The following is a 16,345-nucleotide window of genomic DNA, read 5'->3' as shown; positions in this document are numbered from 1 at the left end:
TATGCCCTTTGCAGCAAGAATTACGGATCTACAGATGTGTCCAATGGCGACCCCTGGACTCCCGCCTATTCCGCATGTCGGCGGCCCGATTATCGGACCAAGCGTGCCAACGGTTTTGATTGGCTCTTTGCCTGCCGCTGTTGTTGGGGATAGCTGTGTCTGCGTTGGGCCGCCATCAACCATTGTGAAAGGCTCGGCTACCGTGCTCATTGGCGGCAAACCAGCAGCCAGAATGGGTGACACCACCAGTCACGGTGGCAGCATCACGATTGGCTGCCCTACGGTCATTATTGGCGGCTAATTACCACCGGCGAGGATAGCGTGATATCAATGACAAACGACAACGCATTTTTAGGGACGGGCTGGGCTTTTCCACCCTGTTTTACCGGGCCCAATCATCAGGTCGTCATGAGCTCCGATATGCAGGATATAGAACAGAGCTTGACCATTCTTCTCTCCACAACGCCAGGGGAGCGGCTTATGACGCCTGATTTCGGTTGCCGCATTAATCAGTTTGTCTTTGAAGAACTCACCCAGACTGTATTAACCCAACTGTCGTCTGAGATTCGCCATGCTATTTTATTTTTCGAATCACGCATTAATGTTGAAGATGTTCATTTCCTGCCCGAACCTCTCTCCGGAAAATTACTCATTCAAATTGACTACAGCGTTATCACCACCAACACGCGCAGCAATATGGTTTATCCCTTCTATTTAAATGAAGGCACGCTAGTCTCACCTCAACTGCTGCCGTTATCTAACGAGTGGGATATCGCATAATGACCTCAAGGCAGCAGCGGCAGGATGAGGCGATAAATTCATCCCTATTCCATCCACATGAGCTCAGTTTTGAGCAATTGGTGGAATGGGCGCATCAATTTGCCCAGCAGTTGCCCTTCAGAAATCTGCAGGACCAGGCCGATGGCCACTGGGGAAATTTATTTCAGAAAAGCGAGATTGTCGTCTGTGCTGCTATTTCAACCAGTGACACAAAACATATCCAAAGCCAATTCAAGCAAGCTCTTGCGCATGATGAGAACGTCACCGTTGAGTTTTTACTGATTTTATTAAAACGCTTGCAGGCCTGGTATCAACATCTTCCTGGTGTGCCTGAGACGGCTTACCAGTTTAAATACTACCTGCTGCATGAATATCAGCATCACCTTTCGCTGCCGTTAAGCCTGGTTATCACCCGTTTACCTGAACAATTTCGCCACAGCGTACAAGAGCTTGATCCGCTATGGAATCTTGATCAACACACGTTGGATACCGCATCACCCGTGTTGCAGCACAGCAGTTTTACAGAACAAATGCGTCACTGCTTCGCCAAGATAGTTTTTGTCATAGAACAGATAAAACAGCAAAGCCAGCAGGTGCTGCAGGTCGCTTTGGAACACCAGGAAAATAACCCGCAACAGGCACTTTATTTTGCCTTCCTGAAACTGTTTGAACGGGCCCAACAAAGTCTTAATCAGTTTACGGAAAAACACCTGCAGTTTTATTATCGTCAGGTTTTGCAGCAGGAGAAACAACCTACACCCGATAACGCCGTTTACCTGAAACTCTCATTAAACCACCCAACCAGCAGTTCAATTCACTTTGAGCAAGGTGCCGAATTTAGTCCTGGTGATGATCCTGAGTTTAAGCCGATTGCTTATCGTAGTCGTTATCCCATTGAGGTTACGGATGCAGAGGTATCTCATGTATTCAACCTCACGTTGCAGCGTGACCCTCTGGTTTCGCCCGAAAAAGAATCTGGGCTCGTGTGCGGGGTTAGCGGACAACGCGTTCAGATAACGGCGAACGCCACCGGCGATGATTTTCCAAAAAACCAGCAATTCAATATCTTCAATAACAAGTACAAAACCGAAGACAGCACCCACCCCATGGGGCTGATTATCTCCGACCCGCTCTTTTCTATGCAGCAGGGTAAACGAGTCATCGAAATTATTGTGCATCTTAAAGAGGTGCGCTCGAGCATCGTGGCTCAGGAACTACTGGTAATAGATGATAATAATAAAACCGGCGCCGCGCTGACTCGCATATTTGCGCAGCTACTTTCCCTACATGCCCATCTGTTTGAAGACTGGGCTGCCCGCATCACGGCCAGCGGCCTGGCCAAACAAATTAGCCAGGAACAGCTTAGCCAGTTTCGTCAGCTCAGACCGTCGCAGCGAGTGTGGGTAGCCTATAAATTATTTTATCTACAAACACTACAGTACCTCTGCTCAACCCCAGAGAAAGGGATGCAATACGGTTTATCGAAGGTAGACCTTCTCTTTCGTATTGTTGGTCAGTTGGTAAGCCGACGCTGCCTTTATACCGCCACCTGGTTAACTAAAACGGATATTTCGACAGCCCTTAGCGGTTTAAAATCTATTCTTGTTGCTGAACCTACTGCTTACACCACCATTGAAGAGCTTCTTAGTCACTCCACGACGGCTGCTTTTTATCAGCTATTCCAGGGTGTCTTCGATATTGAAGCGACAACCGAAAATGGTTGGGAATTAATGGATAGCGTAGAGATTTATCCCTGTACCCCTCAAGAGTGCCAAATAGGGTTCAAGGTGAAATGTCATATCGATACCGGCTTTGCACCGATTATTCCGCGCCTTGCACATCTCCCTCACAGTGCATCACTGAAAATCACCTTGAAGCGTCAAAGTAACTGCTTCCCCTACGCGATTTTCCGTGATTTTGAGTTATCAAAACTGGCGATGTCGACTCAGGTTAGCGGCGTAACCCAAATGCAGTTATTTAACCCTGAAGGGCAAGTTGACTCCTCGCAGCCCTTCTTCTTATTTGGCTCACAACCTTATCTGGATGCTTACATGGTGGTGGCTAACGAAGAGATTGCCCGGAAATCCATCAGCCAGCTCTCGCTGCATCTTGATTGGGGAAACCTGCCGCGGGGGTCAGATGGTTTTAAACAGTATTATGCTGAGTATCATTACCCCTACACCAATGCCAGTTTTCAAATGCGCGCAGAAGTGCTCAATAACGGGCAATGGGTTGAGTTCGGCCCCGCTGGCTTCTCACTATTTACACCGGCGAGCGGCGCGCTTCGTCATGACAGGCATCTTCATTTTTTAAATCTGCGCAATGGCTACACGCCGGTGACCCGCCCTTGGCCGAAAACGCCCTACAGTAACCAATCTGGCTTACGTAACGGGCTATTTAAGCTGCTGCTCACAGGCCCGGAACCGGCATTCGGTCATAAAGACTATGCGCCTTTACTGAGCGACACGCTCACCTATAACGTCACCAAAAAACATAAAAAGACGTTGCCCAATCAGCCCTATACGCCATTAGTCACCCATATTTCTATCGACTATTCGGCGGAATCAACCATTGATTTATTAAGTATCGACCGTCGCAGCCAGAGTGAAATCACCCACCTGCACCCGTTCGGCGAAAATATTATTTATCCTCCAAAGCAAACTCACCAGATTCACAGGCCGCGATTTTTCCCAAATTATAAAGAGGATAGCCATTGTTTCATCGGTATCACGGCAAGGGAGCTGTCGGGATATTTAAATATATTCTTCGTTTTTGATGGTAACGCCCGGCTGGTCATGCCTTATCCATCAACCTCATACCGCTGGTATTACCTGGTGGATAATGAATGGCAGGCCCTCAATCCGCATCAGATTATCCATGATACGACCCTTAACTTTCTCACAACCGGGATTGTCACTTTAGATTTACCGAGTGAAATCAACACGGACCACAGCGTGATGCCGTCGGGCCTGTTTTGGCTACGAGTGAGTACCAACAAAGGGATCGACCGGTATCCTGATTGTCTGCATGTTGCCACACACGTGGTGAAAGTCACCGGCAAAGGTGCCCCTCTTGCTGACGATGGCGTTACACCGCTCAGGTTTTCGGCCTGGCGAAGCTCGCCGCGCAAAGCGAATCTGGCCGCTATTTCCCAGCTTAATGCCATGATAAGAATTCCCGACATCGAGAGCGAACAACACTTCCTGATGCGCGTCAGTGAAAATTTGCGCCATAAAGGCAAGGCGTTAACCCCCTGGGATTACGAACGCCTGGTTCTGGAAAATTTCCCCGAGGTCGGTTCCGTACACTGTTTCCCCACGCGCAGCTACTACTCCCTGAACCAGGAACCGGGCCGAATCCTTATCATCGTGACGCCTCTCAATACCGACTGCGACCACTCACTTTGTTCGCCAAAGCAGCTAGATTCTTCATACTTGCTTGCTATTCGCCGCTTCCTGCTCTCCGTTTCTCGTTCGCACGTGCAGATAGAAGTTCGTAACCCGGGCTACGAAAAAATCCAGATCCGGTGCAAAGTGACGTTAAAAGAGGGAGTGAGCCATGGCCCTGCGCTACGCAGACTGGAATACGCGATCAAATCGCAGCTATGCCCATGGGAAGCAGATACCCTGAATACAGGGCTAGGATTCTGCTTATCACTTGAGAAGCTCAGCGCCTTTATTCTCAAACAGAAAAATGTCGTCAAGGTCAGCGCACTCTCGGCGCTGAAAATTAGCCTTGATGAAAATACCGAATACGCCCTCCAGGATAGCGCGGCGACCAGCCAGCCAATACGCGCTGCCTATCCATGGTTTTTGTTGATTCCGGAAGAACATCAGTACATTCAAATTTCACCCGATAATCTTTCCCATAAACCAGTGACCGTCGGTATTGGCGAATTGGTGATCGGGGAACAATTTATTGTCAGCACATCACCAACGTCTAACCCTAAAGGCGCTCAAAATAATGGCTAAACGTAATCGAAGCACGCTTAAGAATTATTTTCGTCATGGGACTATGCCGTCAGCGGAACATTTTTCAGACTTAATTGACTCATGCGTTAATCAGAGTGATGAAGGTTTTATCAAACCACCGGAAACGGGCCTACAGCTCAGAGCATTAGATCAGGAGCACCTGCTGAGCTTTTATCAGCAAAATAGCCCTGATACCCCGCTGTGGCACGTCGGCTTTGCCCCACAGAGCATTAATTTGCAGGTTTTCGCCAATCCAGCGGCGGATATCACTGAAGAGGCCCCGGAGGGCGGAGGAACAATACAGGCCATCAATCTCTCGATGACGCCCACAGGACAGGTAGGCATTAACACTGCCACGCCGCGGCAGGCCCTCGATGTGAATGGCACCATTGCCTCTCAGGGCAGAATGGGCAGCGTAATCATGGATACGCCCATCCCCGCGGATGGCGAATGGCATGACATCACCCCGGAGCTTGAAGGCTGCCATATGTTCGAAGTGGTCGCGGGGATTGGCATCCGCTATAGCGGCCGCTATGCGCTTGTGCACGCCATCGCCATTAATACCTGCGCCCCCAATAAACGGTGGTGGCACTGGGGGGATAAGAATCCCATCCATATGACTCAGGCCTTCTTTCATTCTTCGGCCGATAAAATCCAACTCCGCTGGCGCCAGCATAATCACCGAGGCACCGTGCGCCCTTACGCTTTGCAAATTCGCACCAACACGCCATTTGGCGACGATCAGACCATTCAATACCATATTACGCAATTATGGAATGACCCCTTTATGCAGCACTGCCAACGCGCAGCGATGGGGGAGTAAATTCAATCATGTCTAAGACTATTTCGAAAAAAGACCATAACGATAATCCAAATAGTTTTGAACATCTTTACCAGCTTGGCCTGACGTATATTCAGCAGCTAAGCGGTCATCTCTGGACTGACTACAATACCCACGACCCAGGAATGACCATCCTGGAGCAGGTGTGCTATGCCCTGACCGACCTTATCTACCGCTGTGAGTTTGAGGTCACCGACTACCTTAGCGAGCCTTCGGGGAACATTGATTACCGGGCGCATGGTTTAGCGTTGGCTGAAGATATCATCCCAGCGTATCCCCAGCAGCCTAAAGAGTATGAAGCGTGGTTGCTGGCCCGGCTCCCTGAGCTTGATAAAGTGTGGCTACGCAACAGCGAAAATGGTCCACACCTGGGTATTTATACCCTCAATGCGCAGCTCAACCATTTTTACGCATTAAGTCAGCAACACGCTGTAACCGGCAAGCATTCCGTTTATACGCAGCAACATGCCGCCCTTCACCGTATTCGCCACGAGTTTTATCGGGTACGCGCGGTGGGCGAGGATTTGGCCGCCATTGAATTAACCGGGCAGCATCCTCTTTCGCTCAGCGCTGTTATTCATATCAGCGATGATGTCGCCGATGTCACCTGGCTTGCCGCCTGTATCTATCAGCGGATCCGTCTTTGGCTTGAATCAAACCAGCAAAACACGCCCGTTAATGTCATCAAGGAATCGCTGCTCGCCGAAGATGGGATCCTGCAAATCGATAGGCTGGAATTTATGCAGCATAGTGGCAGCGCCAGCCACGACGGGCCAAAAACGATTGATGATATTGCCCCGTTTTCTTATTTGATGCTGCCGGAAGCGTCCGCACATTCCGGGATTGAAATCGTTCAGTTTCAACATCCGGTCAACATCGACTATGCCGACCTCGCCATTCAAATCGAGCAGATCCAATATCAGCAGCGTAACGCCCAGTTCAAAACGCCCACACCTCCCGCACTGCCTGTGGGCCAATATGTTGATTTCACGCGCTATGAGTCGATTCAAACCCTTTTCCCCAGAAACTATCATTTAGCGCCGGGAACACCGATTCAGTACCATGCGCAACAGCAGGCACAGCGCCACCAACTTCGCAGCTACCTGCTGTTATTTGATCAGTTGATGGCGAATTTTTGTGATGATATCGCGGGGTTAAATACGCTGTACTCGCTGTCATTAACGCCCGAAGTGACCTATCACGCGCATCGCCTTCAGGATGATGAATTTTATAATATCGACAAACATTATCCTCCTGACGCCAGCGCCAGTCTGGAGCGTCTGCGCGCTCAGCTAGATAACTACCCTGACTGTAAGCATCGTATTTTTAATTACTTACTTGCCCTTTATAGCGAACGTTATCCGGATGGGTTACACCGCCAGTTCAATCCCTATTTTTCTGCCCAAACATTAGAAAAAGAGATCCTCAAATATAAACAAGCTTTTATCCTGAATATCGTCACGATGACCAATGGTCGAGGCATTGGTGATAATTTGCTCCAACCCGAACATCAGGGCGGATATTGCCAGCGTCTGGCGTTACTGCTGGGGTTATTCCCGTCAACCGACGCCGCGAAAGGAAACGTACGCACGTTTGCCCAGTATTCACTAAAACTGGTGTCAGACGAGGACTACTTTCATAGCGACACTGGCAGAAAAGCACTGTGGTTAACCACTCCCGACGCGCAAGCGGCGCTCCAGCCTATCGCGGAAAATCACTTAACGGGTTATCCGAATGACGGTGAAATTCAGGACACCTTGTTAACAGCCCCACTTTTCCGCGAAAAAACGTTGCCTGCTGCCCTGCTGCAGTTTGGTACTGACAACCGTCGATTCCGTCTACTTTCACGTCAGAATCATGACGTTCATCAGCTCTTTTATAACGTTGATATCGACGGTCACAAGCGGTGGCTTCATATTGCCAGCCATTTCGACAAACAGGCGCTCACCCTGCTTTGCCACCAACTGCAACGCTGGCTGGTTCAACTTAACCGTGACAGTGAAGGTCTTTACGTTGTTGAGCCCATTTTACTGCGCACGGAGGCTACAAGCGCATCGCTAAGCGATTACGCCAACCGGGTCATCCTGGTTTTACCTGGCTACACCGCACGCTTCAGCAACCTCCGTTTTCGGGAACAGGTGGAACAGTTAATCGTTGAAAATAGCCCCGCTCACCTGCTGACACAGTGTCTGTGGCTTGATTTCACGATGTTTAACCCGTTCGAAACGCTGTATACCCAATGGCGGCAAGCAAAATCCGACGCGTTACAGCACAAAGAACGCCAGCCAGAGTGCGATGCCATTGCTCAGCAGCTTTATCTCTTTTTGCAGCGCGCACGCCCTGAGGCAGACGGAGTGGAGAGCCGATGAGCCAATACCACAAAATCAATCACCTCAACCTCGAGTTTGATTTCACCGGATTTGCTGATGCGGAAAACTTCGAGTCACGCGCGGCGCAGTGGGTCGTCCAGCACTTTCTCCCAGTGATGGAGACGGTATTTGACGAGATCTGTCCTGAGGATCAAACCCTGGTTCTCGACACCCTGACTCTCGACCTCGGCCAGTTTAACGCCAAAACGTTTTATCAGGACGCGCCAGAAAAGCTCAGGCAAGCGCTACAGGCAACGCTGCGCTCACAGCTACACACCGCCAGAGAAGCCTCACATTCCGTTCAACCATCTGGCATAAAGATGCTGAGTCAGCAGCAACAGCGCTGGAACGTGCTCTGGCAATTCCTCAACACGGGCGCACTTCCGTGGTCGGTTTCCGGCGAACAGACACTGGAGTCGCTCGGTCTATCCGACATGTTGGTCGAACATTCTGCCCGATTGAAAGACGAACTCAATCACGCGCGTCGGCCTGAGTACCTATTACGGCGCATCGTTGAACAATTTTCCAGCGAGGCGATTTCGACGTTATTCCCATCGTTATCGCCCGCGCAGCAATGGGTCATCATGTCGCTGTTATTAGCGCATCCTAAAAGTCGGCAAGATGAACTAGCCAACCGCCTGGCGCTGGCGTGGTTTACCCGTTTCTCGCAGTTATTCGCACAGCACAACTTAGCGCCGCTTCGTGCCGATTGGGAAAAACTGCTGCACCAATTTTCACCACAGCTAATTAAGGCGCTGTACCAGAGGCATGGCGATAACCAGCTCCCCTGGATTCTGGTGCGTGATTTACTGGAAGCCGAGCGTTTGCCGCTACTTGCCGCGTTAACACCACAAGAATATCCATTTTTACGTGCAATTTTGCATATGCCTGAGTGGTGGTCGGTAAAACGCCGTACCGATACAACAACTACCCTTCTTCAGACCGAGCAGGTATTACCCCCGTCACAAATCCACCAGCAACTGTGGCTGTTTACCTTTCAATACCTGCTTATCGATCGCGGCAGCGCGTTCAATCGCCAAAGCTATATGTCTGGCCTGGTGGTGCAGATGGCCCGCTCGCAAAACCAAAAGGCTGATGTTCTGCTGGCGTCGCTGATTTCAACGCTTAACAGCACAACCATCGACAGCGCACTACGGGGGCAATTGTTAGATTTACTCCACGCCATCGCGCCTATTATTGCGACGTCGCCTTTAAAAGCATCGGAGAGCGACAAAACACAAGTGCCCGACGTCGCGGTACATCCTGGGGAAGATAAGACACCGCCGTTAGCCAATATTAACGAACTGCTGTTAGCGCTCAGCTCAGGACAGGAGCACCAGCTCTTACGCTATTGGCCGCCTCTTTCACCGTCGTTTGTCTCCCTGTTACGCTGGTGTGGTCAGTTAGACTATGTTCGCCGTCATTGGGCCGAGCGCTACTCTGATAAAACCTTACTGTCGCTGGCAGATGCGCTTGAGCCGCTTGCAACGCCGCTATTACGCCGCCTGATGGCGGAACATCGTCTGTTTGCCTTCCCGGGGACTGCGTCCACGGAACGCACGACGGTGGTCATGTTATGGCAATTCACCTTCGCCTTTCTGATTGTGGAAAGCGACCGCGCATTTACGCCGCCTCGCTTCCTTCGCTACGTGATTCAACGGTTGGCGAGCTGGCGTAATATTACGTTCACCGATCAGCTTGCAGCGCTGCAGGGTAACGTGCTGAATAGCGGCGACCGCGCTTTGGCGGATTCAACGTTGGGCCACCTGCTGAGGACATTTATCCCCGACGCGTTGTTGAGAAAATTGACGCAACCTACTAAGTCGTCTGCGTCTCGCTATCCGTTAGCGCTCTCCCCGTCGCTAATAAGCGGCCTCTCGTTGGCGCAACTGGCCGACATTGAGGAGATCGTCACCACGTTAGAACGCGCCAATCAAACCCAATGGAACCGCCAGATTCAACGATGGCAGCGTGATTATGGGCAACGACTGGCTCAGCTCATTCTCAGCATTGGGCTTTCCGTTCCCACGCTAAAGCGCTGGGTGGCACATTTCGATGATTCTACGTTATTCACATTAACCGCCATTGTGAATTCGCCCGCCACCAAAGCCGTACGCACCATTATTCACGAGAGCCAAACCCTCGGTACCGCCATTAGCCACGTGTCAAATCCGCTTAACGCGAGCAATACCAGAAATGCGCTATGGGAGTTGTCGCTGCACTACGTCATGAGCCGTAGAGGAAGTGAATTTAATCAATACCAATATTTGTTGAATATCACTGAACAGCTTTCCGCACGCTACCAGGTTCAGGTTGAGGTGTTAATTCACGAATGGTTAAGCCTGAGCAATCACCAATTTTTATGGCGACAACAGCTGATTGATCTTGTCAGTCACCATCAGCAACCTTCGCTGACACCTCCCCAGTTGCTGGCACATATTCAGTCTGATGAGCACATATCGATTATCAGTCAGCCACAGCGCAGACTTTTGCAGCAGTACGCCACCATCAATGCCTCGGCAATGGCAACGCAGCTTCAGACCTGGAATATCCCCCAGTTAACGCGTCTGGTTCGCGTCATGCAGCCACCGTTTGCTGAGCGCACTATCGCGTTGCTCCCCCTTCTGTTTGCCATAGCCCAGCGGTTCACCTCATCACTTGATTGGTTCTATACCGTTTTGTTCAGCAATGACGGCCCCTCGACGCCAGAGCAATGGCTTCAACGGTTATTACGCGAGATGGGCAGGCACAATACCTCATCGGACGGTGCACACTACCAGCAACTGCAACAGTTTATCCTCAGCAGTCACGCCATTCCCCAGCCGCTGGCGGAACGCAGGCAGTGGTTAGACCGCCTTCTCCCCGATGACGCGTTGCGCGAAGGGTTACAGCTCTGGTTTGACGGTAAAGCGCCAGCCCCACAACAAGGCTGGTTAATGTGTCTGTCACAGCGCTCAATGCAGCATCCTGTGAGGCAATGGTTACAGCGTACTCTGGCCAATCCGCGTCATATGCGGCGCTGGCTGGAAGAGATCCCCGTGCAAGCACATCTCGCGATGCTATTCCCTACGATCAACAGCGCAACGCTTACCCTGCTGGCATTACGTCAGGCATTCGCTCAACTCTTTGCCTCACCGCTTCAGGGCGAGATTCTGTTCTGGCAAACGCTCTATCGCCAGCACTGGCTCAAAGGAACCGCCATCACCGCCAACACATTCATGCCACACGTTCTCAGAGAATTAAATCAGCAGTGGCGGGCTCACACCCATCAGCACAATGAGAAAGACGGTGCGTCGATTGCCGTGTTGGTGAGGCGATTGCTACCCCATATCCACTCAACATCACAGCAAAAAACATTCGTTCGCATTGCCCGTCGCAGTGAACAGAAACCGCAGGACAACACGGCATGGGCAACGCACCTGAATAACCAACAAACCGAAATTAAACAGCTTATTGAGGCCATTGATATGACAGACAAGGACGTGAAGAAAAACGCGGAAACGACATGGGATAAACCGCAAGAGAACGCAGAAGCCAACGCAGACCCCGTTACCGTTCACAATGCGGGATTAGTTATCACTTCGGTCTATATTCCGGTTTTGTTTCAGCGCTTAGGGCTGACCGACGGGCGTAAGTTTGTGGATAGCCAGTCGCAGCTACAGGCGCTGTTCTGCCTGCAATGGATGACCAATAACACCAACAGCGCACCTGAATATCAATTGCTGTTGAACAAAATACTCTGCGGCGTAGCGCCCTCCACGGCGATCCCTCAACAGGTTGCATTGCCGGAGGGGGCTGAAACGCTTATCGAAGGGTTGCTCACCGCCATTATTGCCCACTGGCGAGTCTTAGGAAGAACCTCTATTGGTGGGCTGCAATCTACCTTTATTCAACGTGAAGGTGTACTCAGCGTGACCCCAGAACACTGGCAACTGAACATCATTCCCGGCACTTTTGACATGCTGCTCGATCAACTGCCGTGGAGCTTTCAGACCATCAAATATCCATGGATGGATATCCCTCTTTTCGTGTCATGGCGCTAAGGATAAAAACAATGATAAATCCTGCTTTCAGTCTGTTATCCCTCATTCGTCAGCCATCGCCGGGTCTTATCAGGCGCGTTATCAGCGGGCTGCTCTGCGGTGGCTTGCTGTGCACGCTGCCAGCGATAGGCTACGCTGCGCAAAACGGTCTGGCGGAGAGCGCCCTGCCGTATAAAACATGCAGCAAGCAGCTCACGGCAACCGATAAGCGCAATTTGGGGAAAGCTATACAAACGCAGCTTGCCGATTTTTATCAGAACAACAGCGATTTCCAGGCCCAGTTGAAAAGAGGCCAGCGACTCAACGATGGCATCGTGGGCCCCACCACCCGCTACTGGCTGGACTATTTCTGCGGTGAATTTGCGTTCACCGTTCCCGAGTCATCTAACGATCAGCACCCAATTTTTGTTGAATCGCTGATGATTGCCTTAAACCGCGCCGCCGAGCGAAATGCGCTCTATCCGACGTGGCGCACGGCGATAACGCCTCCGCAGCTGCTTAATTTAACGCCCGCTGAAATAGAGATAAAGCTGGGCCTTCGGAGCGCAGGTTCCGGTAAAAATTCTGACATGCCAAAACCTGCCACACCGTCTGTTCCGGAAAAAACCGACAGCGATACGGCCCCTTATTATTACCAACTGACGGAGAAAGATTTCGCCAGCCTGGCGCAGCGCCAGACCGTACTGGCCACCTTTGCCAAGTTAGAGAAACAACAGTTTGATCAACGTAGCCAGCTGTATAACCAGCTCAGCGACTTATTCGCGCAACTGAATATTACCGCGACACCTGGGCCGAATATTGACAGCTTAATTAAATCCAGCAGTATCGAGATCCCGCATCCCAGTACAAGCACCACGACCAGCACCAGCACGAGTACCAGCACCAATACCACCCCGCCCGCTAGCAGTGAGGGGGTTGAAAACACCGCTGAGAATCAAAGTCTCGATGATACCCCGGCCAGCCCTCCCGTCCCATCAACACAGGTCATTGATACCAGTACACAAAGCGATACTCAAACGACAGCGCCACAGCTCGTGTGGCAACTGGACCCTGAAGCCTTAAGCAACACCATCAAGCAATTTAAGATCACCGCCCCACCGGAAGACGTCTTAAAAACGCTCGCACCGCTACAGGATGAAGTCTTTCCAAGCCTCTATTTATTGCAGATGGCAATTAATGAATCAGGCATTCAACCCGACAGCCTGCAAGACTATGGCATCTTCAAATTAGCCAGGAAAAGCGGCCTAAGCCCAATTCACGCCAACCCTGTGCGTTGGATAGCCCCGCCGGACTGCGGATGCCAGGACACCGTCAAATCGATATTCACAATGGGAACTTTTTATGGTTTCTACCCCTACTGGCAGCATCTCGAAGAAGGACAATCGATTGATTTTAGTCGTTTAGATCGCATTGGCTACGTGGGTGCGGTGATGAAACCGGAAGGTAACGGCAATACCTTAGCGCTGCCGCAAAACTGGTCAGCCGAGAAAAAATTCAGTCAGTTTATTCAGACAACCCACCGTTACCGCACCAAGCTCGACCTGGTCGTGACGACGCCACGAGATTTGTCCCGCGATCAGCTTACCGGGCTGTTTACCGACGATATGGTGAAACAGCTGGTTGAGACCGTGACGATGCCAATGGATAAATATGTCATCAATAATCTGAAGCCGTGGATAAGCTTTGGGCTCCAGGGCGTGCCGTCAATGGCCGATGGGATTACCCTGGATATCGACCTTTCCGTCTTAGATACCCCGGAAAGCCAACAGGCCTTCTTCTCGTTCCTGGACAGACTTAAAATTGCGCTCCGCCAGAGTGAGCGCCGCCAGTCCAGCGCCGCAGAATTAAGTGGCCCTCCCACCAGCAACGATACCTATTATCTGAGCGTCATTGTCCCGGTAAGTGATGTCGTTGAGCGTAAATATCATTTTTACAGTTTCCAGAATTTCAATGCACTCTCAAAACGAACCAACCTGCTGATTGTGCGTCCGGGCTCACCGGCGAGACACGATAAAGCGGCTGACGAACTGGACCAAATTAAAGGATTACAACGATGGCTAAGTAAACAGGCGGATCAGCTTGACGTCCAGCAGGTGTACAAACGCCTGGTGCCGATGCTTATCAGCGAAGATAACCGCGACCAAACAACTGCCCTGACCCAACTGGTTAATCTTTCCAGCTGGAGCTTTTTGGGCGCAGGCTACTGGCCATTGCCGCTCAGCGACGCCAATGAGAAGTTGATTGATAAAACCTTCTTCCCGGAAGCCCAGCAATACCCGCAGCCGATCAACCAGATGGTGAATAGCGTTACCCGGTTGCTGAACTGGATCTGTATCCATCGCTGGGAGTTGCGAACCGGTTTATTTGTCTCGTTCTTCTTTATTCTGCTGTTCCTGATCATCTGCATCTGGTCATACCCGCTGAGAAAACACCTCAGCCGCTTCCCGTTTGTGGCGCTAACCGCGCTGTCCATTAGCGGATTGATGCTGGTATTTGTCGCCGACCCGGCGTTTCAGGCGTATCAGGGGCCGATTTTGATTATCTTTATGATTGTGATTGGCTGGATATTGTTTGCGGTAAGGATGGTGAGGAAGGAGGGGGATAAACCTTAACGGTTGATTTTTCGCATGGGGATAATTGGCCTGCGCCTTATCCCCACGTTTTTCAGCACATTTGAATAAATAAGAAATAAAAGCGGAAGCAACTCACGAAATAGTAAAAAACTCATAATTTAAAAAAACAAACCCAATGAGTTTTTCATAAATCCATTTTCATGCTTTGAATTGAGCTGAAAGTATAATATAGAAACAGAATCCTTATTTATCACATTTAAATTATTTTGTCCAAATCACTGATGCGTCACCATTTTTATATTTATGATTGGTAATATTTTCAGCTACCCCCTCATTATCCTTAAGTTCGTAACTATCTCCTTTTTTGGCGAAACCAATCATATGCCCAGATATTGATACCATCCCTTTATTATATTTTCCAATCACATCCTTAACCTTTCCAGAAACAGTGGTTTTTTTGTAGTTAAAAAATGGGTACAAGACATCTATTACATTATCATCACTATATTGACCAAATGTTTTTGGAAACCTATTAATAAGTATTTGATGAAGACCTTCCACACTACGGGCACCTAGAAGACTTCCCCCCTCTGCATAAAGTAAAGCCGTTATCACACAAGCTTTCAATGATTCTAAATTTATTTCAATATCACCAGGTTCTTCACTCAAAGACACACTGCCTAGCTCATCATTTTTCGCTCTTATTTTAAAATTATCAATGATAACTTTTTTCACTGTTTTGTCTTTAGACCCATAAGTCCTTATAAAGGTTTTACTCAGATATTCATCCCATTTAGGAACATCGAAATTACTCATACTTAGCCCACATGATACCCACTGGTCGCTTAGCACTTTTGACTTCAACATACCATACATCACATCGCAATCTGTCTGAAATTCCTCAAGGGATGAAAGCTCCCCCTCACCAGCTTTCATCGATACCTTTTGTATCGTTCTATATGAGGCAGTTCGTTCTGTCTGAGATAGTTTTTCGGTTACTAAATCAGTATTTTCCTGCTTCAATAAATAATTGGGTCGACCATCATAAAGTTGAACACATTGTTTTACTACACTATTGCTCTTAGCCTTAGAATAAGGAATTGTTCTTTTCAAATTATCATTAGACTTCGTTGATTGTTTATACATATATCAGAACCTTAATGTTTTGGTGGAGCACCTAATCCCTTTGTTATTTCACCACATGCATAAATACTCATATCATCAAGAGATCGAATTCCGCTGTAACGCCCTCCCCCCCAGCACATCCGCCTCATGCTCCAGCGCAGGACTATCATTCACCGCCATCCCCGCTACCGAGGTCGTTGCCGTCACCCGTCCTTGCGCCTGCTGCACCACGTGCCCCAGTTCATGCGGCAGATGTTTTTCCTGCCCGGAAGCCAGGTGAATATCACTGCCCTGGGCATAGGCATGCGCCTGCACGGCGGCGGGTTTTGCTGAGTTATAATGCACCCGAACATGATCCAGACTCATGCCGCTGAGATTTTCCATCCCGCTTTTCAGGTTATCGGGCAGCCCGGTTTTATTGGGTTGTTTTTGCACGGTCGGTGCGCGTTTGTCTTCCAGAGCAGCCGAAGTATGGCTTTCTTTACGCTGACGGATCTCTTTACGCTGCGAAACCGCCCGGCGGGTTGATTGATGCTGTGGTTTCTGTTTTGTAAACATAACAACCATCCTCGTTATCAATCTTGCTGTATCAGATAGTTAGCTAAACTTTCCCACTTACCCGCTGCCCTCGATGTGACGGCGC

General features: G+C 49.9%; 9 protein-coding genes. 7 read left to right on the top strand and 2 right to left on the bottom strand.

Annotated elements, in window-relative coordinates; all coding sequences use genetic code 11:
* Position 1 precedes the first annotated feature (1 nt).
* From V6940_RS03375 to V6940_RS03345, 7 genes are read left to right on the top strand one after another with little or no spacing between them, the layout of a single operon-like run.
* On the top strand, positions 2-301 hold the full coding sequence (locus tag V6940_RS03375; protein ID WP_052285313.1) for a PAAR domain-containing protein: 300 nt from the start codon (positions 2-4) through the stop codon (positions 299-301).
* A 29-nt stretch (positions 302-330) separates the two neighbouring features.
* Positions 331-780: a GPW/gp25 family protein gene (locus V6940_RS03370; protein WP_333494831.1), complete on the top strand. Its 450-nt coding sequence runs from the start codon at positions 331-333 to the stop codon at positions 778-780.
* Positions 780-4,751 carry a hypothetical protein gene (locus tag V6940_RS03365; protein ID WP_333494830.1) on the top strand — a complete coding sequence of 1,324 codons (3,972 nt, stop codon included), beginning with the start codon at positions 780-782 and terminating at the stop codon, positions 4,749-4,751. The genes V6940_RS03370 and V6940_RS03365 overlap by 1 nt, the downstream gene beginning before the upstream one ends.
* The gene (locus V6940_RS03360) at positions 4,744-5,574 is read left to right on the top strand and encodes a hypothetical protein (RefSeq protein ID WP_333494829.1); all 831 of its coding nucleotides are present in this window, start codon (positions 4,744-4,746) and stop codon (positions 5,572-5,574) included. The genes V6940_RS03365 and V6940_RS03360 overlap by 8 nt, the downstream gene beginning before the upstream one ends.
* Before the next feature lie 8 nt (positions 5,575-5,582).
* Complete coding sequence (locus tag V6940_RS03355) at positions 5,583-7,961, top strand: hypothetical protein (protein WP_333494828.1); 2,379 nt, start codon at positions 5,583-5,585, stop codon at positions 7,959-7,961.
* The gene (locus tag V6940_RS03350; protein WP_333494827.1) at positions 7,958-12,004 is read left to right on the top strand and encodes a contractile injection system tape measure protein; all 4,047 of its coding nucleotides are present in this window, start codon (positions 7,958-7,960) and stop codon (positions 12,002-12,004) included. Before V6940_RS03355 ends, V6940_RS03350 begins: the two co-directional genes overlap by 4 nt.
* A gap of 11 nt (positions 12,005-12,015) precedes the next feature.
* On the top strand, positions 12,016-14,616 hold the full coding sequence (locus V6940_RS03345) for a hypothetical protein (protein WP_333494826.1): 2,601 nt from the start codon (positions 12,016-12,018) through the stop codon (positions 14,614-14,616).
* Between the two features lie 222 nt (positions 14,617-14,838).
* On the opposite strand, the gene V6940_RS03340 is transcribed toward V6940_RS03345, so the two are convergent.
* Positions 14,839-15,723, bottom strand: coding sequence for a hypothetical protein (locus V6940_RS03340; protein ID WP_333494825.1), 885 nt, complete (start codon positions 15,721-15,723; stop codon positions 14,839-14,841).
* Positions 15,724-15,798: 75 nt separating this feature from the next.
* The gene (locus V6940_RS03335) at positions 15,799-16,260 is read right to left on the bottom strand and encodes an eCIS core domain-containing protein (protein ID WP_333494824.1); all 462 of its coding nucleotides are present in this window, start codon (positions 16,258-16,260) and stop codon (positions 15,799-15,801) included.
* Between the last annotated feature and the right edge of the window lie 85 nt (positions 16,261-16,345).

The organism is Kluyvera sp. CHPC 1.251 (assembly GCF_036759945.1).
Lineage (GTDB): Bacteria > Pseudomonadota > Gammaproteobacteria > Enterobacterales > Enterobacteriaceae > Kluyvera > Kluyvera sichuanensis.
The sequence above is the reverse complement of the archived record's forward strand: the minus strand, read 5'-3'. Positions and strand labels throughout refer to the sequence as shown.

What these genes read in the sequence shown, in the direction of transcription:
- V6940_RS03375 (WP_052285313.1), top strand. Translation starts at nt 2, where the DNA reads ATGCCCTTTGCAGCAAGAATTACGGATCTACAGATGTGTCCAATGGCG.
- V6940_RS03370 (WP_333494831.1), top strand. Translation starts at nt 331, where the DNA reads ATGACAAACGACAACGCATTTTTAGGGACGGGCTGGGCTTTTCCACCC.
- V6940_RS03365 (WP_333494830.1), top strand. Translation starts at nt 780, where the DNA reads ATGACCTCAAGGCAGCAGCGGCAGGATGAGGCGATAAATTCATCCCTA.
- V6940_RS03360 (WP_333494829.1), top strand. Translation starts at nt 4,744, where the DNA reads ATGGCTAAACGTAATCGAAGCACGCTTAAGAATTATTTTCGTCATGGG.
- V6940_RS03355 (WP_333494828.1), top strand. Translation starts at nt 5,583, where the DNA reads ATGTCTAAGACTATTTCGAAAAAAGACCATAACGATAATCCAAATAGT.
- V6940_RS03350 (WP_333494827.1), top strand. Translation starts at nt 7,958, where the DNA reads ATGAGCCAATACCACAAAATCAATCACCTCAACCTCGAGTTTGATTTC.
- V6940_RS03345 (WP_333494826.1), top strand. Translation starts at nt 12,016, where the DNA reads ATGATAAATCCTGCTTTCAGTCTGTTATCCCTCATTCGTCAGCCATCG.
- V6940_RS03340 (WP_333494825.1), bottom strand. Translation starts at nt 15,723, where the DNA reads ATGTATAAACAATCAACGAAGTCTAATGATAATTTGAAAAGAACAATT.
- V6940_RS03335 (WP_333494824.1), bottom strand. Translation starts at nt 16,260, where the DNA reads ATGTTTACAAAACAGAAACCACAGCATCAATCAACCCGCCGGGCGGTT.